Raw genomic sequence first — 26,973 nt, 5'->3', positions numbered from 1 at the left:
CGTGTCGTGCGACCTGCTCGGTCTGTCAGCCAGAGGGTTGTGTCGCGCCGATCGACGCTGATCTACCGGGTAGCGGATGATGCACACCCCGCCGAAAGAGCCTACCTTGGGGTGCACGCCGCAAATGCGACCACGCCAGCCACAGGGAAGAGACCTTATGGAAACCAGCGCCACCGACGTGCACGCGTGCATCGAAGCGGTCGCGAACCCGACCCGGAGGCGCGATGCCCTCACCTTGCTGCAGATCATGGCCCGGGTCACGGGCGAGGAGCCACGCATGTGGGGGTCCTCAATCATCGGATTCGGACAGTACCACTACACGTATGCGAGTGGTCGAGAAGGAGATGCGGGGGCCGCTGGATTCTCACCGCGCAAGGCCGCACTGACGGTGTATTTTCCCGATGGAGTCGGTGCCTATGCGTCCCAGCTCGAACGCCTCGGGCCGCACACGACCGGCGTCGCCTGCCTCTATCTCAAGGACCTCACCACAATCGACCTGGCACTGCTCGAAAGCATGATCGCCATGTCGTATCGCACGGTGACCACCGGCGAGGCATTCGGGCACCGTGCAGCGGAATCACAGGGTGACCGGCCGACCGAATAGGCGCCGCCACGTGAGGGTGCTGTTACGAGACGACGCCGCTAGGAGACGACCGCAGCGTGCGCATCGGTCCAGAGTCCGTTGAGAACCGCCGCGGCCGGACCGGTTCGCGCCGCGCGAAACCCGGTGCCGGCCCAGAGGGCGAGCCCGTCGGGGTCGCCGCGACGGGCGGCATCCGCTCGAAGCCCCTTGGTGAGGTGATGCACCTGCGGATACTCGTGGGGGACTCTCGTATCGTGGGCGGTGATAAAGGCATTGCGAAGGCCGCGCGCCGGGCGGCCAGAGAAGGCCCGGGTAATGACGGTTTCGGCGAAGCGCGGGTCAACGAGTGCCTCCTGGTGGGCCGAGTTCGCGCCCGACTCCACGGTGCGCAAAAAGGCCGTGCCGAGCTGCACCGCCTCGGCGCCTGCAGCGAGGAGCGAGGCGATCTGCCCGCCCGAGTGGATGCCGCCCGCCGCGATGAGCGGCAGCGTCACCACCTCGCGAATCGCGATCAACAGTGCCCCCAATGCCAGCGTGCCCGGCTCTCCGTGCGTCGTGAAGGTTGCCCGGTGCCCGCCGGCCTCCGGCCCCTGCACGCAGAGTGCGTCGACGCCACGATCGACCGCTTGCTGGGCTTCTGCAATCGAGGTGACCGTGGCGATCAGGAACGACCCGGCCGCGTGCATCCGCTGCGCAACGTCTAACGGTGGCAGGCCGAACGTGAACGACACTACGGGCACCCGATGCGCAATGACGATGGCCGTCTTCTCCACGAACCAGTCGTCATCCTCGTCCGCGATCTCCCCGAGCGAGACTCCATATTCTCGTTCCAGCGCATAGCGGTAGGCCTCGACGGCGGCCGGGTCGGTCAGGGCCGGCTGCGGAATGAACAGATTGACGCCGAACGCCCGCTCGGTGCGCTGCTGCACATCGGCGATCTGCTCAATCAGGGCCTGGGGAGTCTTGTAACCGCCGGCCAGAAAGCCGAGACCTCCCGCGTCGCTCACGGTGACCGCGAGGTTCGGAGTTGACGCGCCGCCGGCCATTGGTGCCGCAATGATCGGAATCTCAAGCTCGTTCAGGGTGAACACGGGGATCTCCTCGATTGGTTGCCGCGCCGTCCTATCGACTGGAACGACGATCTACATTCTGCGTATGCGCCCGCCAGCAACGCCACCACCGTTCTACTCAACCACAACAAAAACTACAAGTGCGCACCGTGAGGCCCCGCAAAGGCCATCCGTCCACTCGATCGCCAATCCCCCGACACGCCCTTCAAACGAGACAGGACCCCACCGCAGTGGGGCCCCGTCGAAAAGCTACTGGTTACGCGTTGAGCGCGGCCTGCAGTTCGAGCGTGATCGTGACCTTGTCGCCGAGCAGCATGCCACCGGTTTCGAGGGCGGCGTTGTAGGTGAGGCCGAAGTCTTCGCGGGTAACCTCGGTCTTGGCCGTGGCACCGAACTTGTAGTTGCCGTAGGGGTCTCCGCCAAAGCCGCCGAACTCGAGCTCGAAGGTGGCCGGCTTGGTGACGCCCTTGATGGTTATATTGCCGTCGACGAGGTACTCGCCCTTGACTTCGCGCACACCCGTCGACGCGAAGTCGATGGTCGGGTAGGTCTCGGCGTCGAAGAAGTCGCCGGTGCGCAGGTGACCGTCGCGGCTGAGCTCATTGGTGTTGATCGAGACGACCTTGGCGGAGGCGGTGACGCTTGTCTCAAGCGGGTTCTCGCCGGTCACGAAGGTGGCGTCGAAGTCATCGAAGGTGCCCTTGACCTTGCTGATGACGATGTGGCGAATGCTGAAGCCCACTGAACTGTGGGTCTTGTCGATGGTCCAGGTTCCGGCCTTGTAGCCCGGGATGCTCGTTGCGGTGGTCTCGCTCATAAAGTTCTCCTCAAGTGTGTGGGCCCAGGAATTGTCGCCCTCAGATACATGCAAGTGCATAGAAGGCGGTGTTATTCCGCAAAAGACAACTGTTCATCTCCCCTATTCGCGCATTCAGACACCGGCCCAAACTCAGGCCGACCGAATAGGATCGGGTATTGCGAGGTTCTGCGTGTTTATTCGGAGGTAGCTGTGAGTGCACGACGTTCGAGCGCACGCACACCGAGCACGTCCGCACCGAGCATGCAGGGGGTCGCCGGCGAGGGGATCCTCATCGCAGCCGGAGGCCGCGCCATCCTGCTGCAGCTGGCCAATCCGGCCATCGGACACGGCGTCGCCGACCACAGCCATTTCGCGCTGCGACCCCTCGACCGACTGAACGGCACCCTCAGCTATGTCTACGCGATCGTCTTCGGCGACGCCCACCTGGCCGCGACGGTCGCCCAACGAGTCAACCAGGCGCACGGTCCCGTGCATTCCACCGGCACGACCCCCGAGTACAACGCGTTCACCCCCGAACTGCAGCTGTGGGTCGCCGCGACCTTATACGAATCGGCCACGTACCTGCACGGCCTGCTCTACGGCCCCCTCGACGACGAAACGGCCGATGACGTTTACCGCGAGTACTCCCGTCTGGGCACGTCCCTGCAGGTACCGCCGGATCTCTGGCCGGCCGATCGCGCCGCGTTCCGCCGCTATTGGAACGAGCAGCTGACGCTCCTCACAACGGATGACGCCACTCGCGCCGTCGCGCACGACCTGTTGCACTCGCGCACCGCGCCGCTCTGGTATCGCGCCGCCCTGCCCCTGGCCCGCCTGATGACCGCCGGCCTGCTGCCCTCGCATGTTCGGGTGCTGTTCGATTTACCCTGGTCGGCGCGGCACCAGCGGCGCTTTGATTTGGTACTCGGCGGCATCCGGCTGACTTATCCGCGCCTGCCGCGAGCACTGCGACACTGGCCGAAGAATCATTACCTGCGCGTGCTGCACGCTTCCGCGCCGGCGCCGGTAGTGTGAGAGACCAATGACGCAGCCGCAGACTCCCCACCCCGGACTCGACAGCACTGATCGCCAGATCATCGCCGGGCTCAGCCGCGACGCCCGACTGTCGATGCGCCAGCTGGCCCTGCAGGTGCACATCTCACGCACCGCCGCACACACCCGGGTGCAGAAATTGATCCGCCACGGCGTCATCACCGGGTTCGGCGCACAGACCGACCGGAAGGCGCTCGGACTCAACGTATCGGCACTCGTCGTCGTGAAGATCAGCGACGTGGCCTGGGGTGAGATCGCCGCGCAGCTGGCTCAACTGCCCTTCGTGGAGAAGGCCCAGGCCGTGAGCGGCGACATCGACATTATTCTCACGGTGAGCGCTCCCGACCACGAGCAGCTCAGCCAGGCCATTCTGCGCGATATCCACACCATGCCTGGGGTGATCTCCACGCGATCGCACCTCATCCTCGACGAGATCATCGGGCACGCACCGGGTGCTACTCCGGACGCCTGGTACTGATTCACGGTGTATGAATGCCAATTGGCCCCCGTCTGGCATCTGGTCCGCCAATCGTTCACAACTGCGAAAATGTGCCGTCACGGCCCCGAAAAGGGCGCACCATTGGGTTATGAGTCTCAATGTCGAGAGCACGCCGCTGACAGCCGTGCTGGCACCCCCACCCCTTCGTTTGATCGATGACACCGGTCGCGCGGTTGCCGAAAGCGAGAGCGGCGGCTTCACTCTGCCAAGCGTCCCGACGCTGCTCGGTCTCTACCGTCAGATGGTCATCGCCCGCCGTTTCGACGTGCAGGTCACCGCCCTCACCCGGCAGGGGCGCCTCGCCACCTACCCGTCGGCGCTCGGTCAGGAGGCCTGCGAGATCGCCGCCGTCGCCGCACTCGCCCCGCAGGACTGGCTGTTTCCGACCTACCGCGACAGCATCGCGCTGCTCACCCGGGGCGTCGAGCCGAAGGATATCCTCGCCTCGTTCCGCGGCGACTGGCACAGCGGCTACGACTATCACCAGCACCGCATCGCCCCGCAGGCCACACCGCTCGCCACCCAGGCGCTGCACGCCGTCGGCCTCGCCACCGCGTCGAAGCTCAAGCGCGACGACACCGTGGCACTCACCCTGCTCGGCGACGGCGCCACGAGCGAGGGCGACGCCCACGAGGCGTTCAACTTCGCGGCCGTCTGGCAGGCTCCGGTCGTCTTTGTCGTGCAGAACAACCAATTCGCGATCAGCGTGCCGCTCGACAAGCAGATGGCCTGCCGCACCATCGCCGACAAGGCAATCGGCTACGGCATGCCCGGCTATTACGTCGACGGCAACGACGTCGCCGCAATGTATGCCGTCATCGCGGCGGCCATGGACCGTGCCCGCAGCGGCAACGGCCCCACCCTGATCGAGGGCCTCACCTACCGCATCGAGGCACACACCAACTCGGATGACCCCACCCGCTACCGCAAGACCGCCGACGTTGATCTGTGGCGCAGCCGCGACCCGATCGAACGCCTGGAAAAGTACCTCGTCGCGCAGGGCGCGCTCTCCGAGGAGGTGCGCGCCGAGATTATGGCGGCCGCCGAGAAACTCGCCACGACAACCCGCGACTGCATGACCGAGCAGGCAGTCATCGATCCGCTCGAACTGTTCGAGCACGTCTATTCCACCCCGCGGGCCGCCCTGGCCGAGCAGCGTGCCTTTCTGGCGGCCGAACTCGACGGCGATGCCGCGGCATCCGCTGTCATCAGCGAAGAGGGCACCCGATGAGCCCCCAGCAGAGTCTGGAGACCGGCACCGCCGTGCGCGCGCCAGAAAACCTGACCATGGCCGCGGCGCTCAACGCGGCCATTCGCGACGCGATGGTCGATGATCCTTCCGTCGTTTTGTTCGGCGAAGACGTCGGACCGCTCGGCGGCGTGTTTCGGGTCACCGACGGGCTCTACGCAGAATTCGGGGAGACCCGGGTGAGCGACTCCCCGCTGGCCGAGGCCGGCATTGTGGGGACCGCGATCGGCATGGCCATGTACGGCCTGCGCCCGGTCGTGGAGATGCAGTTCGACGCGTTCAGCTATCCGGCGTTTCAGCAGATCGTGTCGCACGTGGCAAAGATGCGCAATCGCACGCGCGGCAAGATTCCGCTGCCGATCGTCATTCGCATTCCCTACGCCGGTGACATCGGCGGGGTCGAGCACCACTCCGATTCCTCCGAGGCGTACTGGACGGCGACGCCCGGACTCACCGTGGTGAGCCCGTCGAACCCGGCCGACGCCTACTCCATGCTGCGTGAGGCCATTGCGAGCGACGACCCGGTTATCTTCATGGAGCCGAAGAGCCGCTACTGGAGCAAGGCTTCCCTCGCCCTGCCGGTGCAGACCGAGCCGCTGAACCGGGCGGTCGTGCTGCGGGAAGGCACCGATGTCACGCTCATCGCCTACGGGCCGACCGTTAAAACGGCCCTGGCCACGGCCGAGCAGGCCACGGCCGAGGGGCTCTCGATCGAGCTCATCGACCTGCGCAGCCTCTCTCCGTTTGATGACGAGACGGTGGGGGCATCCGTTCGCAAGACCGGTCGGGCCGCCATCGTGCACGAGGCCGCGCAGTTCGGCGGCTACGGCGCCGAGGTGGCCGCCCGCCTGACCGAGCGCAACTTCTTCTACCTGGCCGCACCCATTCTGCGCATCACCGGCTTCGACATTCCGTATCCGTCGCCCAAGCTCGAGGAGTATTTCTTGCCGACCCCCGACCGCATACTCGCCGCACTGTCGACCTGGGAGTGGTCCTGATGAGCCGCGAGTTTCTGTTGCCCGACCTCGGCGAGGGCCTGACCGAGGCCGAGATTGTGGCCTGGCTGGTTGCTCCCGGCGACACGATCGTCATCGACCAGGCCGTGGTTGAGGTCGAATCGGCCAAGTCGATCGTGGAGCTGCCCTCGCCCTACGGCGGTGTCGTGGCGAGCCTGTTCGGTGAACCCGGGCAGGTCATTCACGCCGGCCAGGTGCTGCTGACCGTCGTGGATGCGTCGGCCAGCGTGGCTCCGGCCGTGGCTCCGACCGTGGCTCCGGCCGCTGCCGCACCGTCCGAGGGTTCTGGAGCGGTACTTGTCGGGTACGGCACCACCGAGAGCGCTCGACCGGCCAGACGGGTAGCCGCCGGGCGCTTCGGCGGCGCGCTCACTCCGAGCGTTCTCGTCTCCCCGGCAGCGGATACCCCGGTTCGGCCCGTGCCGACGCCCATTGAGGCCCAGCCGGAGGCCGTGCCGGAGGCCGAGCCGGAGGCCGAGGCTCCGGCATCTGCTTCGACGGTCATTCTCGACCCGGCCCGCCGCTCCCCCGTCGTGTCGCCGATCGTGCGCCGACTCGCGCGCGCCCACGGCTTCGATGCGAGCATGCTGGCCGGCAGCGGTCAGAACGCACTGGTGCTGCGCAGCGACGTCGAGGAGTACATTCAGACGCGCACGGATTCGGAATCGGTTGCACCGGTCGGAGCTCTGCCTTCCCCTCAGGCGCCGCGATCCACCAGTGCATCCGCCACGCACGCTGTCGATGAGAACGTCGATATCCGCATCCCAATCTCCGGGCTGCGCAAGGTGGTCTCCCAGCGGCTGACGACGTCGCGACGGGAGATTCCCGAGGCGACGATCTGGCTCGATGTCGACGCGACCGCCCTGTTCGCGGCCCGCGATCAGCTGTTGCAGGCGACCGGCGAGCGGTTCAGCGTGACGGCGCTCATCGCGCGCTTCGTCGTGGCCGGTTTGCGCCAATATCCGCAGCTCAACTCCTCGGTCGACACTGCCAGCCAGGAGATTCTGCAGCACAATGCCGTGAATCTCGGCATTGCGGCGCAGACCTCGCGCGGGTTGATGGTGCCCGTCATCCACGGCGCGCATGCCATGAGCACACGAACGTTGCGCGATTCCCTCGCGGAGCTCGTGGCTCGATCGCCCGACGGCACGTTTGCGCCGAGCGCGCTCACCGGTGGAACCTTCACCCTGAACAATTTCGGGTCGCTCGGCGTCGACGGTTCGGCGGCGATCATCAACCACCCCGAGGCGGCGATCCTCGGAGTCGGGCGCATGATCGAGCGGCCCTGGGTGGTCAATCACGAACTCGCGGTGCGCACGGTCGTGGAGCTGTCGATGGTGTTCGATCACCGGGTCTGCGACGGCGGAACCGCCGCCGGTTTCCTCACCTATGTGGCCCGCTGCATCGAAAACCCGGTGAGCCTGCTCGCCGACCTGTAGGACCGCCCGACCATAGTAGGAGAACACCTCCGTACGAGGCGGGGATGTGAAGGTGTTTCTGTCCTCGATGGCGTGGGGATGTCACGAGGATTATCGGGATATGCCGCCTTAAGGTGCTGTCAGAAAAGGCGTCAGAAAGGGTGTCAGGGGGGTGTCAGAGGTGGTGTCGGATGCCCGCAGTGGCGTTTCGGGCAGCCAGCTGATTACGAAGCGCGGCGACGCGCACACTGGTGTGGTCGCATCCGGAGCATTTGAGTATGTAGACGGGAAGCGAGTTGCGCTCGGCGTGAGCCGGATTCGGGCTCAGCCGGGCTTGGGAACGGCAGAAGGGGCAAGTGAGTGTCATGCGATCTCCGAGCGTGCCATTGTTTGGGACACGCTTGTAGTGTGCTCCGTAGCCGGGCGGTGAAAACAGGGCCAAAGGTCCTCTCCTGCTACTGGATCCGGCACAGGCAATTGACCCCGTGCGTTAGCGTGGTCGAATGAGGGGATTTCGCTTCGGTGAGCCACCGCGCGCGCTGCAGCCGTTCCTGCTGCCGGCCGGCGTCGGGCTCGTGACGACTGCGTTATACACCGTGTTCTCGGCCCTGCAGTGGCGCAGTGTTGCCGCTCCGTCCTGGGACCTCGGCATCTTCACCCAGCTGGCCCGGCAGTACGCAGCGTTCGAGGCACCGATCGTCACGATCAAGGGCGACGGCTTCAACCTGCTCGGTGACCACTTTCATCCGCTCCTGGTGGCGCTCGGGCCCGTTTTCGCCGTGTTCCCGCACGCTTTCACCCTGCTGGTGGTGCAGAACGCGCTGTTCGGGCTCGCTGCTGCCGCCCTGACCTCTGGCGCCATCCGACTGCTCGGCCCGCTCACCGGCACGCTGTTCGGGCTCGCTTTCGCGTTCAGCTGGGGCCTCCAGGGCGCAGTGGAGGCGCAGTTCCACGAAATTGCGTTCGCCGTGCCACTACTGGCGTTGTCGCTGACCGCCTTCCTGCTGCGCAAGTGGCTGGCCTGCCTGCTGTGGGCGATACCGCTCGTCTTTGTCAAGGAAGACCTTGGACTCACCGTGGCCGCACTCGGCCTCGTGCTCGCCGTACGCAGCCGTCGACCTCTGGGCATCTGGCTCGCCGTCTGGGGCGTGGGCTGGTTCGTCCTGGCGAGCCTGGTGATATTGCCGGTGCTCAACCCGAACGGGGCCTGGGCGTATTCGAGCAGCATCGACCTGCTCGGGATTGTGAATGACCCGGCCGCGTTGTTTCAGCCGCAGAAGGGTCTGACCCTGGCCCTGCTCCTCGTCGCCACCGGCGTCATCGCGGTACGGTCACCGCTCGCGCTCGTACTGCTGCCGACGCTAGCCTGGCGGTTTCTGTCCGACAACTCGGGCTACTGGGGGCCCACCTGGCAGTACAGCGCCGTACTCATGCCGATCGCGTTCTGCGCCGGCCTCGACGGCATCGCCCTCCTGCGCACCAGCCGGCGGCACTGGCTGCGCGGCTACGGGCGGCAGGCGGCATCCGTCTCGATTGTCTCCGCGCTGGTGCTCGCCACAACGCTGCCGCTGTTCAAGCTCACTGATATTCCCGCGAACTTTTCGACGGATCGTGCAGCTGCCGCGAATGCCGCACTGCAGGTTGTGCCCGACGGCGCCCGGGTCGAATCAGACATCGGCCTCATGAACTACCTTGTGGAACGAACGGATGTCTACTGGCTCGGCAACCACAATCCCCTGCCGGACTATCTCGTGATCGACCTGCAGGCGGGCGGCCTGCCCGGTGAGTGGAGCTCGGCGCAGATCGTGGGCACGGCACTGCACCCCGGAGCCACGTTCACGACGATCTATTCCGCCGGCGGCTATGAAGTGGCTCGCACCCGCTGAACCAAGCCTGCGCGGGCCCTCTCTTTTCCGGGGCCGGGCCTAGAAACTGGGCCCAAGAGATCAAGGGCCCAGTTTCCGAAGGTGGGCCGGCCGGTCGGGTCACCAGTGTCATTCGTTCCCAAGATCATTCACCGGCCGAAAAGCCCGCCAGAGCGCTCACCTCATGCCATTACGCGCCGGCCCCGTGGCGCAGTCTGAACAACGCGCCGGCTCCGCCGACCGCGACTAGCGCTTTCGACGGGCGAGGAAAGCATCCATTCGGGTGAATTTGGCGTCGGACTCGAACAAGATCGACTGGGCGACGTTGTCGACAAGCGGATGAGACGCCCGCGGCGCGTGGAAAACCTCCTTGGCCAGGCGGGTTGCGAGGGGGTCCTGCAAGGCAATGCGGTCCGCCAGCGCGTGCGCGGCGGCCACCAGGTCGTCGGGGTCATGCACCTCGGTGACCAGATGCACGGCGAGGCACTCCGGGGCGCTCAGGATGCGCCCGGCCAGGATGATCTCCTTGGCTACCGGCTCACCGACCAACTCGGCCAGGCGCCAGAGCGCGCCGGCGGCGGGCAGAATCCCGAGCGCCGTCTCGGGGTTGCCGAGCCGCGCGCTCGTGGACGCGATGCGAAAGTCGGCGGCGTAGGCAAGCTCGGCTCCGCCACCGAGCGCCCAGCCGTCGATCGCGGCGATGACCGGCATCGGCAGCTTAGCGATGCGCGAAAACAGCCCGGAATTGATACCGAGCAGCGCGTCGTCGCGGCGGCGTTCGCGCAGCTGGGCGATGTCGGCACCCGACGCGAAGACGCCGTTCGCGCCGCTGATGATGAGGATGCGCGGCTGCTGCTCCAGCTCCGCGCAGATCGCGTGCAGTTCATCGATCATAATCTGGTCGATCGCATTGCGCACGTCGGGCCGGTCGAGTTCGACGTGCACCCGGTCGGCGCGGCGTTGAATCGACAGGGTGGTCGGGGTGTTGTTCATTGTGGGACGTCTCCGTTGAAGTCGGTGTGAAGTGGGCGTGAAGTTGGGGCAGAAGGGTACGTGTGCAAAATTGCGCCGCAGGAATGGTCAGGAATCGGGCGTACCAGCCGGGAAGACTCGCTTATAGCTGCGCCCGTCGGGCAGGGTCACGGTACGGCTGACCAGGTTTCCGCGGCGCACCTGAAGATAGATGGCCTGGGTGCTGACACCGCGCGCGGTCGCGGCCTCGGCGACGGACAGTCCCGGCAGGTCGGTCGGTATGCTGCTCGGCCGCGCTGATCGTTTACGGCCTGCTTCGAGCCGGTCGGTAATTTCGTCATCGCTGCCACCCCAACGCCATTTGGCGGCGGGCACTTTGAGCCCGGTCGCGTCTGCGATCTCCTCCCACGATTTCTCGGTCGTGAGCGCGGAGCGAACGGCGCCGATGGTGGCCGGGTCGATATCGAGGGCCGTTCGCAGTGAGCGGATGGCGCGCAGCCGCTCGAGCGGATCCGCCGCGACGCCATCGTCGAGAGCGATCAGAGAGTCCAGCGCCGCTCGGGTGGACGCAGTGAGGAAGTGTGCCATGTCGGTCTCACTCAGCGGACAGCGGGGTGGACGGTCTGAATGCCGCTGGGTCGGCAGAGCCGCCGAGTGCCGCGGCGAGCCTCTCGCGGGCTCGGGCGAGGTGCTCGTCCAGCAGCCGGGCCGCGGCCTCGCTCTCGCCCGCGCTAAGGAACGCGAGGATGCGCTCATGTTCGTCGTGGATCATGGACGTGTCAAGAAGCTTGAGGGCTTGCACTCGAGTCATGCACAGGCGTACCTCGCTCACGAGGGAGCGGTACATCTTGCTGATCCGCTCATTTCCGACGGCGTCGATGAGGCTCATATGAAATCGCATGTCGGGCTCGACGACCGCCAGCGGTGCCTCGTCGGTCAACGCGGCGATTTCGGCGTTGGCGCGCACCGCCTCCGCCGGAACCGAACGCGCTCGGGCGAGTCGGCGTAGAACCTCACTCTCCAGGTAAGCGCGGGCGAGATAGATGTCGCGCACGTCTGCGGGTTTGAGATCGGCCACGCGGGCGGTCTTGTGTGCGCCGCGCACGAGCAACCCTTCGGCGACAAGCCGCTCAATGGCAGCTTTGGCCGTGGGACGCGCGACGTCGTAAGTACCGGCAATGTCTGTCTCGGTCAGCGCGGCCGCGGGAGTGAGCCCACCCGAGAACAGCCGCTCGCGCAGGTCATTCGCGATCGCATCCACGATGGAAATTGCCGCAACGGGAATAACCACGGACACCGCCTCTCCTATCCGAAAGAACCGGACCACCCAATCTTGCCAGACAAGACAACCGGAATTGTTGACATACGTGAATACTTGTTAGACAATATTTCAATCGTCATCGGCATATGACGCAACCTCAGTGTGGAGAGATCATCATGCATTTCATTGCCCAGCCCGTCCGTCCGTTCGAATCGGACTCATTCCTACAGATCACCGACCCGATATCCGGTAACCTCATCCTCTCAGCGGCGTGCGCCGCGCTGCCGCTCGTCCTTCTTTTCGTGCTGCTCGGCGTCTTTCGCGTCAAGGCACACAAGGCAGCCCTCGCCAGCCTGCTGCTGTCCGTTGTGCTTGCCATTGTCGGTTGGCAGATGCCGGTCGGCCAGGCGCTGAGCGCCGCCGCCGCCGGAGCTTTCTACGGGCTGTTCCCGATCCTGTGGATCCTCGTGAACGCGCTGTGGATCTACAAACTCACCGTGGCGACGCGGTGGTTCGAGGTGCTCGGCCGCACTATCCGCTCGATCACCAATGACCTGCGCATTCTGGCAATCCTGATTGCCTTCTGTTTCGGCGCCCTGATGGAGTCGCTCGCCGGTTTCGGCGCCCCGGTTGCCATTTCGGCTGCCATGCTCATGGCTGCCGGCATGAAGCCGCTCAAGTCGGCCCTGGTCTCCCTCCTCGCCAACACGGCGCCGGTGGCCTTCGGTGCGATGGCCGCCCCGATCATCGCCCTCAACGGAGTGACCGGCCTGCCCATCCACGACTTGTCTCAGATGGCAGGCCGGCAGACTCCCTTCATTGCTCTTCTGGTTCCCCTCATCCTGGTCTTCATGGTCGACGGCAAGCGCGGACTCAAGCAGACCTGGCCGGTAGCCCTCATTGCCGGCCTCGTCTTCGGACTGTCCCAGTTCGTCACCTCGAACTTCTTTGCGGTCGAACTCACCGACGTCGTGGCCGCCGTGGCCACCATCATTGCCGTGCTGATCATGCTGCGCTTCTGGCAGCCGAAAGAGATCATCGGCGTGACGGATGGTGCTCCCACCGACGCCTCATCGGCCAGCGAACCGAGGATCGGTGTGCCCCTGCACCCGGTCTCCGCGGCACCAGCAACGTCCCTGGCCCCGACAACCGGCTCCATCGCAGTACTCGAGAAGACGACGCGCCCACCGGCAGCACACGTTTGGACGTCGATCGCTCCGTACCTGATCATCATGGGCATCTTCTCGATTGCTCAAATTCCGGCGGTCAAGGCATGGCTGAGTGTCGTCGGCAGCGTGACGTTCCAGTGGCCGGGGCTCGACGTCGTGAACGCCGCCGGTGACCCGGTTCCTGCACAGACGTTCAAATTCGACCACCTCAAAGCCACCGGCACCCTGCTGCTGCTCTCCGGTATCGTCACGATGGCGCTCTACCGGATGTCGATTCGCCAGGGCCTGGCCATCTACTGGCAGACGCTCGTGCAGTTGCGCTGGACCATTGTCACCGTCACCTCCGTGCTCAGCCTGTCGTTTGTCATGAACCTCTCGGGCCAGACAAATTCCCTCGGTGTCGCCCTTGCCACAACTGGCGTGTTCTTCGCCGTGCTCTCCCCCGTCATCGGCTGGCTCGGGGTGGCACTTACCGGCTCGGACACCTCCTCGAATTCGCTGTTCGGCCAGCTCCAGGTCGCTGCAGCGACGCAGACCGGCCTGTCGCCAGTGCTCATGGCGGCCGCAAATTCCTCCGCCGGTGTACTCGGTAAAATGCTCAGTGTGCAGAACCTCGCCGTCGCCGCGGCGGCTGTCGGCCTGGCCGGGGAGGAAGGTACCCTGTTCCGCAAGCTACTCGGCTGGAGTCTGAGCCTGCTCGCGCTCATCACGATCCTCATCGTGCTGCAGTCGACTCCCGTGCTGGGCTGGATGGTTCCGTAATGACGGACACCCTGACGCGACACGACGGTTCCGCATCCCCGTCGACGCTGCTCGATTCGCTGCGCACGGCCGTGCACGACCCGACCCGGGTGAAGAGCCGGGCCATCGACCTGCACGCCAACGCCCACGACGCTTCCCACTTTCTGCTGATCCCTCAAGCGGTCGTCGTGGCCGAGAACGCGCACGAAGTCGGCCAACTGCTCGCGGTCAGCGCCGCCCAGGGCATCCCCCTCACGTTCCGTTCCGGCGGAACCAGCCTCAGCGGTCAAGCCCTGACCGACGGCGTGCTCGTTGATGTGCGGCGCAATTTCAAGAAAATTGAGGTGCTGGACGCCGGCGGGCGCGTTCGGGTTCAGCCCGGTGTCACGGTGCGTGCCCTCAACAACCGGCTCGCCCGGTATGGGCGCAAGTTCGGGCCCGATCCGGCGAGCGAGTCCGCCTGCACAATCGGCGGCGTCATCGCCAACAACTCGTCGGGCATGGCCTGCGGCACCACAGACAACGCCTATCGCACCCTCGAATCACTCATCGTCGTACTGCCGAGCGGCACGGTCATCGACACCGGAACGACGGATGCCGACGAGCGTCTTCGGGCCCTTGAGCCCGAGCTGCACGAGGGGCTGCTCCGCTTGGCGCGGCGGGTTCGCGGCAACCCCACGTCCGTGGCGACGATTGAGCACCAATTTTCCATGAAGAACACCATGGGCTATGGCGTCAACGCGTTGCTCGACCATGATCGACCGGCGGAAATCCTTGCGCACCTCATCGTGGGAAGTGAGGGAACGCTCGGTTTCGTAGCCGAGGCCGTGTTTCGCACCGTTCCCAAGCTCGCTCACGTCACCACCAGCCTCATGGTGTTTGACGATCTGGAGGCGGCCAACGCCGCCCTGCCCGCGCTCGTCGACACGGGAGCGGCGACCCTCGAACTCATGGACGCACTCTCCCTGAAGGTGGGACAGAGCCTGCCGGACGCGCCCCCGATCATCCGCGATCTGGCCGTGCGCGACCACGCAACGTTGCTCGTTGAGTACCACGCCGACAACGCAGGACACCTCGCCGAGTTGCAGGCGACCGGGCTGGCACTTGCCGCCGGACTGGCCCTCAGCAGCCCGGCCGAGTTCAGCAGCGATGCGGGCGCGCGCGCCCAGATATGGCACCTGCGCAAGGGCCTGTATGCGGCGGTGGCCGGTGCGCGACCGCCGGGAACGACGGCCTTGCTCGAAGACGTCGTCGTGCCGGTTCCGGCGCTCGGCCGCACGTGCATCGAGCTGACGAATTTGTTCGAGCGCTACCAGTACCGGGACAGCGTAATCTTCGGGCACGCGAAAGACGGCAATATTCACTTCATGCTCACCGACGGTTTCGCCGGCACTGAGTCACTCGATCGGTACCGCAATTTCACCGAAGACATGGTTGACCTCGTGCTCGGCGAGGGTGGCTCGCTCAAGGCCGAACATGGCACCGGACGTGTAATGGCACCGTACGTTCGCCGCCAGTTCGGTGATGAGCTCTACGACGTCATGCGCCAGATCAAACGCCTCTGCGATCCCGTGGGAATGCTCAACCCGGGTGTACTGATCAACGACGACGCTGAAGTTCACCTGCGCGACATCAAATCCACGCCCGCAGTGGCCGAGGAAGTCGATCGTTGCGTGTCGTGTGGCTATTGTGAACCGGTCTGCCCGAGCCGCGAGATCACGCTCACCCCGCGGCAGCGCATCGTGACGTTGCGTGCCATCGAACAAGCCCGCATCGACGGCAACAGTGACCTCGTCGCCGAACTCACAAAGGACTACGACTACGACGCCGTGCAAACCTGTGCGGTCGATGGCATGTGCCAGACAGCGTGCCCGGTCAATATTGACACCGGACTGCTCGTCAAGAGTCTGCGTAAACAAGATGCGAATCCGGTTGCGAATGCCCTCTGGAACGTCGCCGCACAGAACTGGGGCACCGTGACACGTGGGGCGGGCCTCGCACTGAGCGTGGTGAAGAAGGTGCCGACCCCGCTCGTGCTGGGCCCGAACAAGATCGCCCGCGCCGTGCTCGGCACCGACACCGTGCCGCTCTACTCCGGCGAACTGCCGACCGGCGGGGTGTCGCGCGCGCGCCCAGCTCCTCTGGAAGCGGCATCCGTGGTGTACTTTCCGGCCTGCGTCAGCACCATGTTTGGCGCGGCGGATGCTGCCACTCCCGGCGTGCAGGTCAGTTTTGAAGAGCTGTGCCAGCGGGCCGACATCACCCTGCTCGTTCCACCGGGCATTGACACACTGTGCTGCGGCACGCCCTGGGCGTCCAAAGGCATGGCGGCGGGCCAGGCCACCATGCGTGCGCGCACCCTCGCGGCGCTGCATGCGGCCACCAATGATGGCGAACTCACCATCATCTGCGACGCCTCCTCGTGCACCGAGGGGCTGCGGCAGACAATCGAGAGCGACACGAGCGCCAATCGGCTGAGTGTGATGGACGCGGTCGAATTCGCCGCCGCGCACATTTTGCCTTCCCTTCCCGAGTACGTCAAGCTCGAATCGCTCGCGCTGCATCCCACGTGCTCGTCGACTCGGATGGGAATCAACGCGGCGCTCGACAGTGTGGCGGGCGCAGTCGCTGACCAAGTCGACGTACCCGAGAACTGGGGATGCTGCGGATTCGCCGGAGACCGGGGCATGCTTCACCCCGAACTGACCGAATCGGCCACCCGGATTCAATCCGAGGAGATCGTCGCCCTCGACTCGACCGCGCACGCCTCGTGCAACCGCACCTGTGAACTCGGCATGACACGGGCGACCAAAGCGCCGTACCGGCACGTGCTGGAGTTGCTCAACGAGGTATCGCGCCCCGCCTGACAACCCGAGAGCGTGAGATCAGGCGAGCACCACGACCGAGTGCGGCGCCAGCTGCAGGGAGTGCGGCAGCCGGCCCTGCACGGCATCACCGCCGGTCGCGAAGGACAGCACGACGTCGCCCCTCCCGGCCGGGATGTGCACCAGCTGCGCACTGAGATTGATCAGAATCTTGGCGCCGCCGCGGTGCAGCCGCAGCCAGCCCGCTCCCGCATCAAACTCGACGGCGATCTGGTCGAACCGGGGGTCGGTGAAGTCCGGGCGGCTGCGCCGCAGCGCGGCCAGCTCCCGATAGAACCCGAGCAAGCGCGCGTGCTCCGGCTCGGTGGCTTCCTTCCAGTTCAGCTTGGAGCGTTCGAACGTCTGCACATCTTGCGGGTCGGGAACCTGCGCCGGATCCCAGCCCATGCGGGCGAATTCGTTGATGCGGCCGGTGGCGGTGGCGGCGCCGAGCTTCGGTTCGGGATGCGACGTGAAGAACTGCCACGGCGTCGTGGCTCCCCACTCTTCACCCATGAACAGCATGGGCGTGTACGGGCCGAGCAGCGTCAACGCGGCAGCAATCGCAAGCTGACCGGTGTCGAGCTGCTCGCTCAGTCGGTCGCCGACGGCACGGTTGCCGATCTGGTCGTGGTTCTGGGAGGCGACGACCAGCCGCCACGTGGGCATCCGCTCGAGGTCGATGCGGCGGCCGTGGGTGCGCTCGCGAAAGCTCGAGTAGGTGCCGTCGTGAAAGAACCCGTGGGACAGCACCTTGGCGAGGGCGCTGAGCGGTTCGAAATCGGCATAGTAGCCGGTCGTTTCGCCGGTGAGCGCGACGTGCACGGCGTGGTGGAAGTCGTCACTCCACTGCGCGTCGAGGCCGTAGCCGTTGGCGTCGCGCGGGGTCACGAGGCGGGGGTCGTCGAGGTCGGACTCGGCGATAAGGGTGAGTGGTCGCCCGGTTTCGGCGCTGAGAGCGGCGACCTCGACGGCGAGCTGCTCGAGCAGGTGGGTGGCGCTCGCATCGTGCAGCGCGTGCACCGCATCGAGGCGCAGTCCGTCGACGTGGTAGTCACCGAGCCACATCAGCGCGTTGTCAAGAATATAGCGACGCACCGGGTCGGAGTGCGGCCCGTCAAGATTGAGCGAAGAGCCCCAGGTGTTGCCGGCGGCCTCGCTGAGGTACGGGCCGAACTGTGGCAGGTAGTTGCCGCTCGGCCCGAGGTGATTGTAGACGACGTCCTGAATAACGCCGATGCCGCGCTGGTGGCAGGAGTCGACGAAGGTTTGGTACGCGGTCGGGCCGCCATAGCCCTCGTGCACGGCATACCAGAGAACACCGTCGTAACCCCAGTTGTGCGTGCCGTTGAACGCGTTCACCGGCAACAGTTCGACGAAGTCAACGCCGATCGATTGCAGGTGATCGAGCCGGCTGGCGGCCGCGTCGAGAGTGCCCTCGGGCGTGAACGTTCCCACGTGCAGCTCGTAAATGATGGCGCCGGCGAGCTGTCGGCCGGTCCAGTCCGTGTCCTGCCAGACGTGGGCGGAAGCGTCGAAGGTACGCGAGAGGGCGTGCACCCCGGCAGGCTGGCGCCGTGACCTCGGGTCGGCGAACGGTCCGCGCCCGTCAACAATGAACCCGTAGTCCATCGCGCCGCTGACGTTACGGCGAGTGGATGCCGGCAGCTCCCACCACCCATCGTCTCCCGCCGCCAGCTCCAGCCGGTCCTGACCCAGTTGAACCTGCACGGCCTGCGCGTCGGGCGCCCAGATTGCGAATTTCTGAGCGTTCATGCGTGTCGTCCTGTGGGGGTGGAAAGATGATCTCGGTCACCGGCGGCGACCAGCAGCGCCACCGGGTAACGCGCGAGCACGTCAGCGACACGAAGGCTCGGTCCATCGAAGCGTTCCTGCGTGAGCAGATCGAGGTAGCTGCGGCCGGCCACGGCAATCGTCGTGTCACCCCAGCCACCAGCCGCCTGCAGCCCGATCGGCAGCCGGGTGGCGAGTGTGATCGCTCCCCCGCGATCGAACGCCACGACGTGGCCGGCGGCCGTCCCGCAGGCGGGCACAGGGGCGTAGCGGGTGAAGCGGTCCGACCGGTCTCGGCGCAGCCGCAGGGCCCGTGACGTGACCAGCAGCTTGGCGGCGCCGCTCTCGTCGACCGGGGGAAACCACCCGCTGTCGATGCGGGTAAGCAGCTCGCGGCGCAGCTCATAATCGACCGGACGACGATTGTCGGGGTCGACGAGCGAGGTCTCCCATAATTCACTGCCCTGATAGACATCGGGAACCCCCGGCATGGTCAGTTGCAACAGTTTGAGCGAGAGCGAATTGCTCCAGCCGGCCTGCTGCACCCGGCTTGCCAGGCCGGTGACGAGGTCGTGGGTCGGCCCCGGCCGGACGGCGGCCGCGACGAGGTCGTCGATGGCCGCTTCGAAATCGTTGTTCGGCTGCGTCCAGGTGGTCGACGTGCCGGCTTCGCGCGCCGCCTTGAGCGCGTAGGCCGCGAGCCGTTCCCGGCTGGCCGGCCAGGCGCCGACAATCGCCTGCCAGAGCAGGTTCTCGACGGGGGCATCCCCGAGCGGATGCAGCGCCCGCAGGTGCTCCAACACGGCCTCCCACTCGGCGGGCATCTCGGCGAGCACCGAAATACGAGCCCGAACGTCTTCGCCGCGTTTGGTGTCGTGGGTCGACAGCGTCGTCATCGAGTGTGGAAACCCGGCCTGGCGCATGCGCTGCCGGTCGTGGAATTCCGCAACCGATATGGCAAACTCGTTAGGATCGGCGCCCACCTCATTGAGGGAGGTCAGCCGGCTGAACCGGTAGTAGGCCCGATCTTCGACGCCCTTGGCCATGACCATGCCCGAAGTCTGTTGAAAGCGTGCGGCGGCCGGATGCGCGGGGTCGCCCAGCAGCGGCAGCAGCCGGGTGATCTCGCTCTCGAGTTCCGGGCGGTGGGCGATAGACCGATCTGCCGACTCCTGGAGATTCTCGAGGCCCAGCGGCAGATAGGAGCGATAAACCGGAAACCAGGCCAGCAGTTCGGCCACGGCGTCGGCGGTGTGCTCGGCGCTCGGATCGTCTCTGTGAAGCAGACGGGCGATGCGCAGCACCTCGGAGCGCAGAATGCCATCGGCCACCGAGCGTTTGTTGCGATAGACCAGGTCTCCCCATGCGGCGCCATCGTCGTACAGCCGGGACTCCAAGGCGTCGAGGGCGTTCTGGCCGGCCGGATCAACGAGCACCCGGTCGACGTCGGCGAGGGCGTCATACCCGGTGGTGCCAGCGGTCGCCCAGCTCGTCGGCAGTTGCTCGCGCCCCTCGAGAATCTTCTCCACCAGCACGTAGGCACCGTTGGTCGCCCGGCTCAGCGCATCGAGGTAGCCAGCCGGGTCGGCGAGGCCGTCCGGGTGGTCGACCCGCAGTCCCTGCACAAGGCCGTTTCGCACCCAGCGCACGATCTCGGCGTGCGACTCATCGAACACCCACGGCACCTCGACGCGAATGCCCGCCAAACTATTCACGGCGAAGAATCGACGATAGTTCAGTTCGGCATCGGCGCGGCGCCAGTTCACCAGCTCATAGTGCTGCCGTTCGTGCACGTCGGCCGGGCTCGCACCGTGCTCGACCGTTCCGGCTGCTATCGGAAAACGATTGTCGAAGTAGCGCAACTCGCCGTCCACGAGCTCCAGCCGGTCGAGCTCGCCCGGACCGTCACCGCCCGAATCGTTCCCACTGTCTTCGTCACCGAGCACGGGAATGCGAATTCTGCCCTGGCCGAACGCCCAGTCGACGTCGAAGGCCTCGGCGTACCGCGACTGCTGGCCGTTCTGCAGCAGGTCCCACCACCAGGAGTTGTGACAGGGCGTCGCAACGCCCACGTGGTTGGGCACGATGTCCACGAGCACGCCCCGCCCGGCCTGGTGCGCCGCCGCAGCGAGCCGGTCCAGGGCAGCCGCTCCGCCGCGCGCCGGGTCGACGAGGGAATGGTCAACAACGTCGTAACCGTGGTCCGATCCTGCTTCGGCTTTCAGCAGCGGCGACAGGTAGACCCAGTCGGCGCCGAGATCGCGAATGTAGCCGACAATTTTCGCCGCCGCATCGAGGTCGAAACCCGCCGTGATCTGCAGGCGGTAGGTCGACAACGGCACGGCCACTGGCCCCGTCGCAAAATGTTCTCTGTCGAAGGTCACTGGCCCGGCTCTTCGTCCAGGCTCGGTAGCGTGATCAGGCCGGTGGCACCGGCCAGGGAAGCCGCAACGGAGTGATCGGGCGCAACTTCGGGTTCGTGATAGGCGCGCAACACCACGAGGGAGCGGCCCGCTACCGTTTGAATGGCTCCCGCCGGGCGGGCAATGGAATCGGCCCCCTCACCGGCGGTGTCGACCACAATCTCCCAGGCTGGGGCATATTCGTCGGGCGGCAGCGTGAACTCGACGTCCTTATCGTCGGCATTGAACAGGAGCAGAAAGTTCACGTCGGTGACGTCCTGGCCGCGCACGTCGCGCTCGCGGATCCCGTTGCCGTTGAGAAACTTGGCGACCGTTCGGGTAAGATTTTCGTCCCAGTCCTCCGGCGCCATCGGCTCACCAACAGTGTTGAGCCAAACGATGTCGGGCAATGACTCACCCGCCACCCGTTTTCCGGGGCGACCGTCGAAGAATCGACTGCGCCGAAACGTCGGGTGTTCCCGGCGCAGGCGGGACACGGCCGCGGTGAATTCGATCAGCGGCACATCGGCTTCGTCCCAGTGCACCCAGGTCAGCTCGGAATCCTGCGCATAGGAGTTGTTGTTGCCGAGCTGGGTGCGGCCCAGCTCGTCGCCGTGCAGCAGCATCGGCACCCCCTGCGACAACAACAGTGTCGAAATGAAGTTGCGTGCCTGCCGAGCGCGAAGCCCACGAATCTCGGGGTCATCAGTGGCACCCTCAACGCCGGAATTCCACGACCGGTTGTGTGACTCGCCGTCGTTGTTGTCTTCGCCGTTGGCATCGTTGTGTTTTTCGTTGTACGACACCAGGTCGGCGATGGTGAAGCCGTCGTGCGCGGTGACGAAGTTGATCGACGCCATCGGGCGGCGCCCGGAGTGTTCGTAGAGGTCCGCCGATCCCGCCACTCGGGAGGCGAATTCACCGAGTGTGGAGGGCTCCCCGCGCCAGAAATCGCGCACGGTGTCGCGGTATTTGCCGTTCCACTCCGACCATTGGGAGGGAAAATTGCCCACTTGGTAGCCGCCGGGGCCGACGTCCCACGGCTCGGCGATGAGTTTGACCTGCGACACGATCGGGTCTTGCTGCACGAGCTCGAAGAAGGTGGAGAGCTTGTCGACCTCGTACAGGTCGCGGGCCAGGGCCGAGGCCAGATCGAACCGAAAGCCGTCGACGTGCATTTCGAGTACCCAGTAGCGCAGCGAGTCCATGATGAGCTGCAGCACGTGCGGGTGACGCACGTTGAGGGTGTTGCCGGTGCCCGTGTAGTCCATGTAGTACCGCTTGTCGTCGTCCATCAGTCGGTAGTAGGCCTCGTTGTCGATGCCTTTGAACGAGAGGGTCGGCCCCATGTGGTTGCCCTCGGCGGTGTGGTTGTAGACCACGTCGAGAATAACTTCGATTCCGGCGTTGTGCAGGCTGCGCACCATGCCCTTGAATTCCTGCACTTGCTGGCCGAGGTCACCGGTCGAGGAATACGCGTTGTGCGGCGCGAAAAACCCGATGGTGTTGTAGCCCCAATAATTGTTGAGGCCCTGTTCCACGAGGATGCCGTCGTTGACGAACTGGTGCACGGGCATCAATTCGATGGCGGTCACGCCAAGCTTTTGCAGGTGTTCGATGACCGACGGGTGCGCCAATCCCGCGTAGGTGCCACGCTGGCTTTCCGGTACCGAGCCTTGCAGCTTGGTGAGGCCTTTAACGTGTGCCTCGTAGATGAACGACTCACTGTAGGGCGTGCGCAGCGCCCGGTCACCGGTCCAATCGAAGAACGGGTTCACGACCACGCCGAGCATCATGTGCGAGGCGGAGTCCTCGTTGTTCGGCGAGTCGGGGTCATCGAAATCGTAGGAGAACAGCGAGGGATCCCAGTCGATGATCCCTGTCGCCGCCTTCGCATAGGGGTCAAGCAGCAACTTGTTCGGGTTGGCCCGGTTGCCGGCCGCCGGATTGTAGTCACCGTGCACCCGATACCCGTAGCGCTGGCCCGGTTGAACGAGCGGCAGGTAGCAGTGCCAGATATAAGCGGATGACTCGCGCACTTCGACGCGCGTCTCACCTCCGTCTTCGTCAATGAGACACAGCTCGACGCGTTGGGCGCCTTCGCTGAACAGCGCGAAATTGGTACCGCTCCCGTCAAACGTTGCGCCGAGGGGGTAGGCGGTTCCGGGCCAAGTTTCCATGAGACTCCTCGGGATGAAGGTGGGACACGGTCAGGTGCGAGGTTGAGCGACAAGACGGCGTGCGCGCTTGGATAATACGCTACAGGCATCCGCCGACATATGCGGTCACGCGCGCCTGCGCCCGGAACGGGCTCAGCCGAGTTGCTCGCGCACGAGCGGCGACACCTCAGTGCCAAAGAGCTCGATGCTGTTCATCAGTTTCTCGTGCGGCAGCGCGCCGATGCTGTATTTCAGGTCAAAGCGAGAAAGCCCGAGACCCTGCACGACGGTGGCGATTTTCGTCGCCACGGTCTCGGGCGAGCCGACGAAGACGGCACCGTCGCGGCTGGCATCCTGCTCAAAGCGTTCCCGAGTGGCGGGGCCCCAGCCGCGTTCCCAACCGATGCGGTTCTGCATGGCCTCATAGTGTGGCCACATTTCGTCGCGAGCCTCTGCATCCGTTGCGGCGACATAGCCCGGCGAGTGCTCACCGATCGGCAGTGTGGGCTTCTCAAACTTTGCCAGGGCGCGGTGATACAGGTCAACGAGGGGCGCGAACGCGAGCGGGGTGCCTCCGATGATCGCGAGCGGGGTGCCTCCGATGATCGCGAGCATGACGGGCAGTCCGTAGTGTGCGGCGCGAATGACCGATTCGGGACTGCCGCCCACACCGATCCAGGTCTTGATCGACCCGGATTCGGTCGGCGGAAACACGGTCTGGTTGCTCAGCGCAGCCCGGGTCCGGCCGGCCCAGGTCACCGGTTATTCCTTGAGCAACTCGGTGAACAGGTCCAGTTTCTCTTCGAACAGTTGCTCGTAGTCGCCGAGGTCAAGACGGAAGAGCGGAAAGGATTCGGTAAACGAGCCACGTCCGAGAACGACCTCGGCTCGGCCGCTCGACACGGCGTCGAGCGTGGCGAACCGCTGGTAGACCCGCACCGGGTCGTCGGAACTGAGCACGGTCACCGCTGAGCCGAGACGAATCCGGCTGGTCTGGCCGGCGATCGCAGCGAGCACCACCTCGGGTGCGGAGACAGAGAAATCGGCGCGGTGGTGTTCGCCGATGCCGAAGAGGTCCAGGCCCACCTGATCGGCCAGCACGGCCTCCGGCACGACATTGCGGAGCACCTGCGACTGATGGAGCGGCTGACCGTGGGCGTCGAAGGTGACGTCACCGAAGGTATCGAGGCCTAGCTCAAGTTTGTCCGTCACGCGGTAGGGCCTCTCACAACAACCGGCATCTCTATGCAGATGCATATACCGAAGGAACCTGAGCCCGACACAGCTAATTCCACCAAACCCGTACTGGCGAGGCAGGATGGAGCGGACAGCAGGCACGAGCCACCAGAATAGAGCCGTGTGCCGCCGCGGCGCCCAACGAATAGGAGCCCTCATGACTGAATCCGACCTCATCAACGCCTGGGTCAAAGCCCGCGGGCACATTATCGCCGCTCAGGCGGCTCCCACGTTTTTGTTGACCGCGATCGTCGGCTTTCTAGCATTGGGTCTGGCAACCGCTGACCCAATGGTGCGCATCGCGACCGCCGGTATTCTGCTCGCTTCGGGTATTCTTGGGGCCGTGGCGCAGATCGCCGCGGCGAACGAAGGACTCGCTGTCATCGCCGACCTGCGCGCTCTGCAGGCGCCCAGTTCACTCGCTCAGTGCATTGTGGCCATGGGCAGGTGGGTCAATGTCGTACGGTTTCTCACGCCGGCGATCTTCGTCGTGGTGTACATCGCACTGTTGGCCGCACTTTTTCTCAGCACACGCTGAGCGACGACCGCCCTACCTCAGCGTTCGCCCGGAATCTACGGAAAACGGGCGTCACGGCTGCCGCGGCGGGCACGCCACCACTCCCAGGCCCTCGTCACGATGCGCTTGAGAAACGCGCCCGCACGCCGGGCCGCTGAGAACTCCGTTCCGAGCATGGCGAGGCCCAAAAAGACGACGAGCCAGCCCGGACCCGGCAGGGGAATCAGAACAACACCGATCACGACGATGGCCGTGCCGAGCAGTCCGAGGCCGAGACGATAAACGAAGAGTAGATAGGGGTGCCCGTCAACCCAGACCCGAACGCGGCGCAGGGCACGACGTACCGGATGCCGCGGGTCTCCGCCGCTGGTTATATCGCGGGACAAATTCTCAGACATTTACGCAACCTAATTCAGATTTCTGGGAAGTCGCCGCCGCATAGCACCGGGGGCCACCTCTATTGACGTAAACTTCGCACTATTCGACAGGCCGCACATTCGCCAGCCCTACTATCCGGCAGCGGCACTATTCGGTGCAGCATCGAGGTAATACCACTGGTGGTCAACCTTCAGAAAACGGCTGATTTCATGCTGCCGCCCCGCTATGCCGTCTACACGAAAGTGCGCTATGAATTCCACAACGCCTTCTCTATCGAATAAACCGCCACCCACGGTGCGCACGATATCGAGCCACCGCCACGTTATCGCCGCATCCAGGTCGAGTGAGACCGGCTTAGTGAGCGGATGCCAGGTATTCAGCAGATACTGCGCGTTGCCGCAGGCATAGGCGCTATACCGCGACCGCATCAGCCGTTCGGCTGTAAGCGGCACGGTAGCACCGCTATAAAAGCGGCCGCAGCAGACGGAATAGGTGTCCCCGCTCAGGCAGGGACACCGCTGCTCCGGAGTAGACATGACCTGTGGCGCCGATACGAGTGCGTGAAGCGGTGGTGTGCGTTCGGGCTCTACTTGGCCTGCGCGTTGGCGTACGCCTCGCGCACGGTTCCCGCGATGCGCCCACGGTCGGATACCTGCATGCCGTTGGCGCTTGCCCAGGTGCGGATAGCCTGCAGTTCGGCCCGGTCCGAACCGGCCGAACTGGCACCGCGCGGCTTTGCAGGCACGTAGCCCACGCGTCGTGAAACACTCGTGTACTGCTTCAGTGCGGATCGAAACTTTACGAGATTCTCTGCGGACAGATCGATTTCGTACGAGTCGCCCTCAAAGGCATATGAAACGGTGGCTCCGGAGCCATTCTCGATAACGGTGCCGTCGAGGTCGTCGAGTAGTTGAACCGTGGTCTTCTTCATTCTGAGATTCTCCAATGAGGTGTCGAATACATTCGGGATGGATACATTCGCCTGTGGCATTCACCACTAACGAAGTATCGCCGTCCAACGCCTTTTCCGATACCCGCCACGCGGTATTTCTTTTGTATTCACCACTCGTCCCCTGCAGAGTACAAGAGGATAGGCCCTACTCGTCACGGAAGAGACCCGATCAGCGGCCTGGTGGCATCCGTGTGAATGGGCGATGGCGGCCTCGCGGCGACGCTCATCCCGCCAGCACTCGCGCATCAGTAAAAAAAATAAATCATCAGCGAAAAAAGATATATGGGCCAGAAAAAAACGCGAGAAGAACGTGGAGCGCAAAAAAACCCCGACGATGTCGGGGTTTTTTGGTACCTGGTGGATCCGAGGGGATTCGAACCCCTGACCCCCTGCATGCCATGCAGGTGCGCTACCAGCTGCGCCACGGACCCAGATTGTTGTTTCAAATCTCTCCGAAACAACTTTGTTAGCTTACTACACAGAATGTGATCTACGAAACCGCAGCTACTCCGCGACCTCTTCCGCCACCTCTTCCGCCGCCACTTTTGAGGGAATGCCGGTTGGAATCACCGGGCAGTCCTTCCAGAGACGCTCCAGGGAATAGTACTGGCGCTCTTCCTCGTGGAACACGTGCACGACCAGGTCGCCGAAGTCGACGAGCACCCAACGACCGGCAGCGCGTCCCTCACGACGCAGCGGCTTGTGGCCGGCCTCGATCAGCTTGTCTTCAATCTCACCGGCGATAGCGACAACGTTGCGCTCAGAGCGACCCGTGACGATAAAGAAAATATCGGCCAGGGGAAGCGGGTTCGAGACGTCGAGGGCAACCAGATCTTCGCCTCCCTTCGATTCGGCGGCAGCGACGGCGACTGTGAGCAACTCGAGGGCGTGAGGCGAAGTGGTCATGAATGAATCCTTGAGATTGTGCTGCGAGGCATTAGTGCGCCCGCGGCGATGATGGGGGAACGAAAGAAAG

At 64.9% G+C, this 26,973-nt stretch carries 22 protein-coding genes, 1 tRNA gene and 1 pseudogene; 10 read left to right on the top strand and 14 right to left on the bottom strand.

Annotation, left to right across the window (positions count from 1 at the left end; all coding sequences use genetic code 11):
- Positions 1-157 precede the first annotated feature (157 nt).
- The gene (locus tag LH475_RS10290) at positions 158-604 is read left to right on the top strand and encodes a DUF1801 domain-containing protein (protein ID WP_196843922.1); all 447 of its coding nucleotides are present in this window, start codon (positions 158-160) and stop codon (positions 602-604) included.
- A gap of 38 nt (positions 605-642) precedes the next feature.
- On the opposite strand, the gene LH475_RS10285 is transcribed toward LH475_RS10290, so the two are convergent.
- On the bottom strand, positions 643-1,674 hold the full coding sequence (locus LH475_RS10285; RefSeq protein WP_297413821.1) for a nitronate monooxygenase: 1,032 nt from the start codon (positions 1,672-1,674) through the stop codon (positions 643-645).
- A 235-nt stretch (positions 1,675-1,909) separates the two neighbouring features.
- Positions 1,910-2,470, bottom strand: coding sequence for a YceI family protein (locus LH475_RS10280; RefSeq protein ID WP_297413819.1), 561 nt, complete (start codon positions 2,468-2,470; stop codon positions 1,910-1,912).
- 192 nt (positions 2,471-2,662) lie between these two features.
- Here LH475_RS10280 and LH475_RS10275 point away from each other — a divergent pair, with 192 nt between their 5' ends.
- The 6 genes from LH475_RS10275 (at position 2,663) to LH475_RS10250 (ending at position 9,573) form a co-directional block, all read left to right on the top strand.
- Positions 2,663-3,487, top strand: coding sequence for an oxygenase MpaB family protein (locus LH475_RS10275; RefSeq protein ID WP_297413817.1), 825 nt, complete (start codon positions 2,663-2,665; stop codon positions 3,485-3,487).
- Positions 3,488-3,494: 7 nt separating this feature from the next.
- On the top strand, positions 3,495-3,983 hold the full coding sequence (locus LH475_RS10270) for an Lrp/AsnC family transcriptional regulator (RefSeq protein ID WP_196843924.1): 489 nt from the start codon (positions 3,495-3,497) through the stop codon (positions 3,981-3,983).
- A gap of 109 nt (positions 3,984-4,092) precedes the next feature.
- On the top strand, positions 4,093-5,235 hold the full coding sequence (gene pdhA / locus LH475_RS10265; protein WP_196843925.1) for a pyruvate dehydrogenase (acetyl-transferring) E1 component subunit alpha: 1,143 nt from the start codon (positions 4,093-4,095) through the stop codon (positions 5,233-5,235).
- A complete protein-coding gene (locus LH475_RS10260; RefSeq protein WP_297413814.1) occupies positions 5,232-6,251 on the top strand; it encodes an alpha-ketoacid dehydrogenase subunit beta in 1,020 nt (339 codons plus the stop codon). Before pdhA ends, LH475_RS10260 begins: the two co-directional genes overlap by 4 nt.
- Positions 6,251-7,708: a dihydrolipoamide acetyltransferase family protein gene (locus LH475_RS10255; protein WP_297413812.1), complete on the top strand. Its 1,458-nt coding sequence runs from the start codon at positions 6,251-6,253 to the stop codon at positions 7,706-7,708. The genes LH475_RS10260 and LH475_RS10255 overlap by 1 nt, the downstream gene beginning before the upstream one ends.
- A gap of 482 nt (positions 7,709-8,190) precedes the next feature.
- Positions 8,191-9,573, top strand: coding sequence for a DUF2079 domain-containing protein (locus LH475_RS10250; protein WP_196843928.1), 1,383 nt, complete (start codon positions 8,191-8,193; stop codon positions 9,571-9,573).
- A gap of 225 nt (positions 9,574-9,798) precedes the next feature.
- Here the strand turns inward: LH475_RS10250 and LH475_RS10245 are convergent, their stop codons facing one another.
- From LH475_RS10245 to LH475_RS10235, 3 genes are all read right to left on the bottom strand, one after another.
- Positions 9,799-10,545, bottom strand: coding sequence for an enoyl-CoA hydratase/isomerase family protein (locus LH475_RS10245; protein WP_196843929.1), 747 nt, complete (start codon positions 10,543-10,545; stop codon positions 9,799-9,801).
- Positions 10,546-10,632: 87 nt separating this feature from the next.
- Complete coding sequence (locus LH475_RS10240) at positions 10,633-11,112, bottom strand: hypothetical protein (protein WP_196843930.1); 480 nt, start codon at positions 11,110-11,112, stop codon at positions 10,633-10,635.
- A gap of 7 nt (positions 11,113-11,119) precedes the next feature.
- Positions 11,120-11,815 (bottom strand): GntR family transcriptional regulator, encoded by a 696-nt coding sequence (locus LH475_RS10235; RefSeq protein WP_196844009.1) that lies wholly within the window; start codon positions 11,813-11,815, stop codon positions 11,120-11,122.
- Between the two features lie 146 nt (positions 11,816-11,961).
- Here LH475_RS10235 and LH475_RS10230 point away from each other — a divergent pair, with 146 nt between their 5' ends.
- Both LH475_RS10230 and LH475_RS10225 read left to right on the top strand, forming a co-directional pair.
- A complete protein-coding gene (locus LH475_RS10230; protein WP_297413808.1) occupies positions 11,962-13,716 on the top strand; it encodes an L-lactate permease in 1,755 nt (584 codons plus the stop codon).
- Positions 13,716-16,562: an FAD-binding and (Fe-S)-binding domain-containing protein gene (locus LH475_RS10225; protein ID WP_196843932.1), complete on the top strand. Its 2,847-nt coding sequence runs from the start codon at positions 13,716-13,718 to the stop codon at positions 16,560-16,562. Before LH475_RS10230 ends, LH475_RS10225 begins: the two co-directional genes overlap by 1 nt.
- Positions 16,563-16,580: 18 nt before the next feature.
- On the opposite strand, the gene treZ is transcribed toward LH475_RS10225, so the two are convergent.
- From treZ to LH475_RS10205, 4 genes and pseudogenes are all read right to left on the bottom strand, one after another.
- The gene (gene treZ / locus LH475_RS10220) at positions 16,581-18,335 is read right to left on the bottom strand and encodes a malto-oligosyltrehalose trehalohydrolase (RefSeq protein WP_297413805.1); all 1,755 of its coding nucleotides are present in this window, start codon (positions 18,333-18,335) and stop codon (positions 16,581-16,583) included.
- Positions 18,332-20,701 (bottom strand): malto-oligosyltrehalose synthase, encoded by a 2,370-nt coding sequence (treY, locus tag LH475_RS10215; protein ID WP_196844010.1) that lies wholly within the window; start codon positions 20,699-20,701, stop codon positions 18,332-18,334. Before treY ends, treZ begins: the two co-directional genes overlap by 4 nt.
- A 32-nt stretch (positions 20,702-20,733) precedes the next feature.
- Positions 20,734-22,935: a glycogen debranching protein GlgX gene (gene glgX / locus LH475_RS10210; protein ID WP_196843934.1), complete on the bottom strand. Its 2,202-nt coding sequence runs from the start codon at positions 22,933-22,935 to the stop codon at positions 20,734-20,736.
- Between the two features lie 132 nt (positions 22,936-23,067).
- Positions 23,068-24,126, bottom strand: a pseudogene (locus tag LH475_RS10205) (LLM class flavin-dependent oxidoreductase).
- Positions 24,127-24,307: 181 nt separating this feature from the next.
- Here LH475_RS10205 and LH475_RS10200 point away from each other — a divergent pair.
- Positions 24,308-24,688, top strand: a complete 381-nt coding sequence (locus LH475_RS10200; RefSeq protein ID WP_196843935.1) for a hypothetical protein — start codon at positions 24,308-24,310, stop codon at positions 24,686-24,688.
- A 35-nt stretch (positions 24,689-24,723) separates the two neighbouring features.
- Here the strand turns inward: LH475_RS10200 and LH475_RS10195 are convergent, their stop codons facing one another.
- The 5 genes from LH475_RS10195 to rsfS form a co-directional block, all read right to left on the bottom strand.
- Positions 24,724-25,065, bottom strand: a complete 342-nt coding sequence (locus tag LH475_RS10195) for a TIGR02611 family protein (protein WP_196843936.1) — start codon at positions 25,063-25,065, stop codon at positions 24,724-24,726.
- A 111-nt stretch (positions 25,066-25,176) separates the two neighbouring features.
- Positions 25,177-25,581 (bottom strand): YchJ family protein, encoded by a 405-nt coding sequence (locus tag LH475_RS10190; protein ID WP_297413799.1) that lies wholly within the window; start codon positions 25,579-25,581, stop codon positions 25,177-25,179.
- A 50-nt stretch (positions 25,582-25,631) separates the two neighbouring features.
- On the bottom strand, positions 25,632-25,976 hold the full coding sequence (locus LH475_RS10185; RefSeq protein ID WP_196843937.1) for an Lsr2 family protein: 345 nt from the start codon (positions 25,974-25,976) through the stop codon (positions 25,632-25,634).
- Positions 25,977-26,352: 376 nt separating this feature from the next.
- Positions 26,353-26,428: transfer RNA gene (locus LH475_RS10180), tRNA-Ala, on the bottom strand.
- Between the two features lie 73 nt (positions 26,429-26,501).
- Positions 26,502-26,903 carry a ribosome silencing factor gene (rsfS, locus tag LH475_RS10175; protein WP_196843938.1) on the bottom strand — a complete coding sequence of 134 codons (402 nt, stop codon included), beginning with the start codon at positions 26,901-26,903 and terminating at the stop codon, positions 26,502-26,504.
- Between the last annotated feature and the right edge of the window lie 70 nt (positions 26,904-26,973).

It is taken from the genome of Cryobacterium sp., assembly GCF_026786305.1.
Lineage (GTDB): Bacteria > Actinomycetota > Actinomycetes > Actinomycetales > Microbacteriaceae > Cryobacterium.
This window is presented reverse-complemented; position numbering and strand designations above follow the sequence as displayed.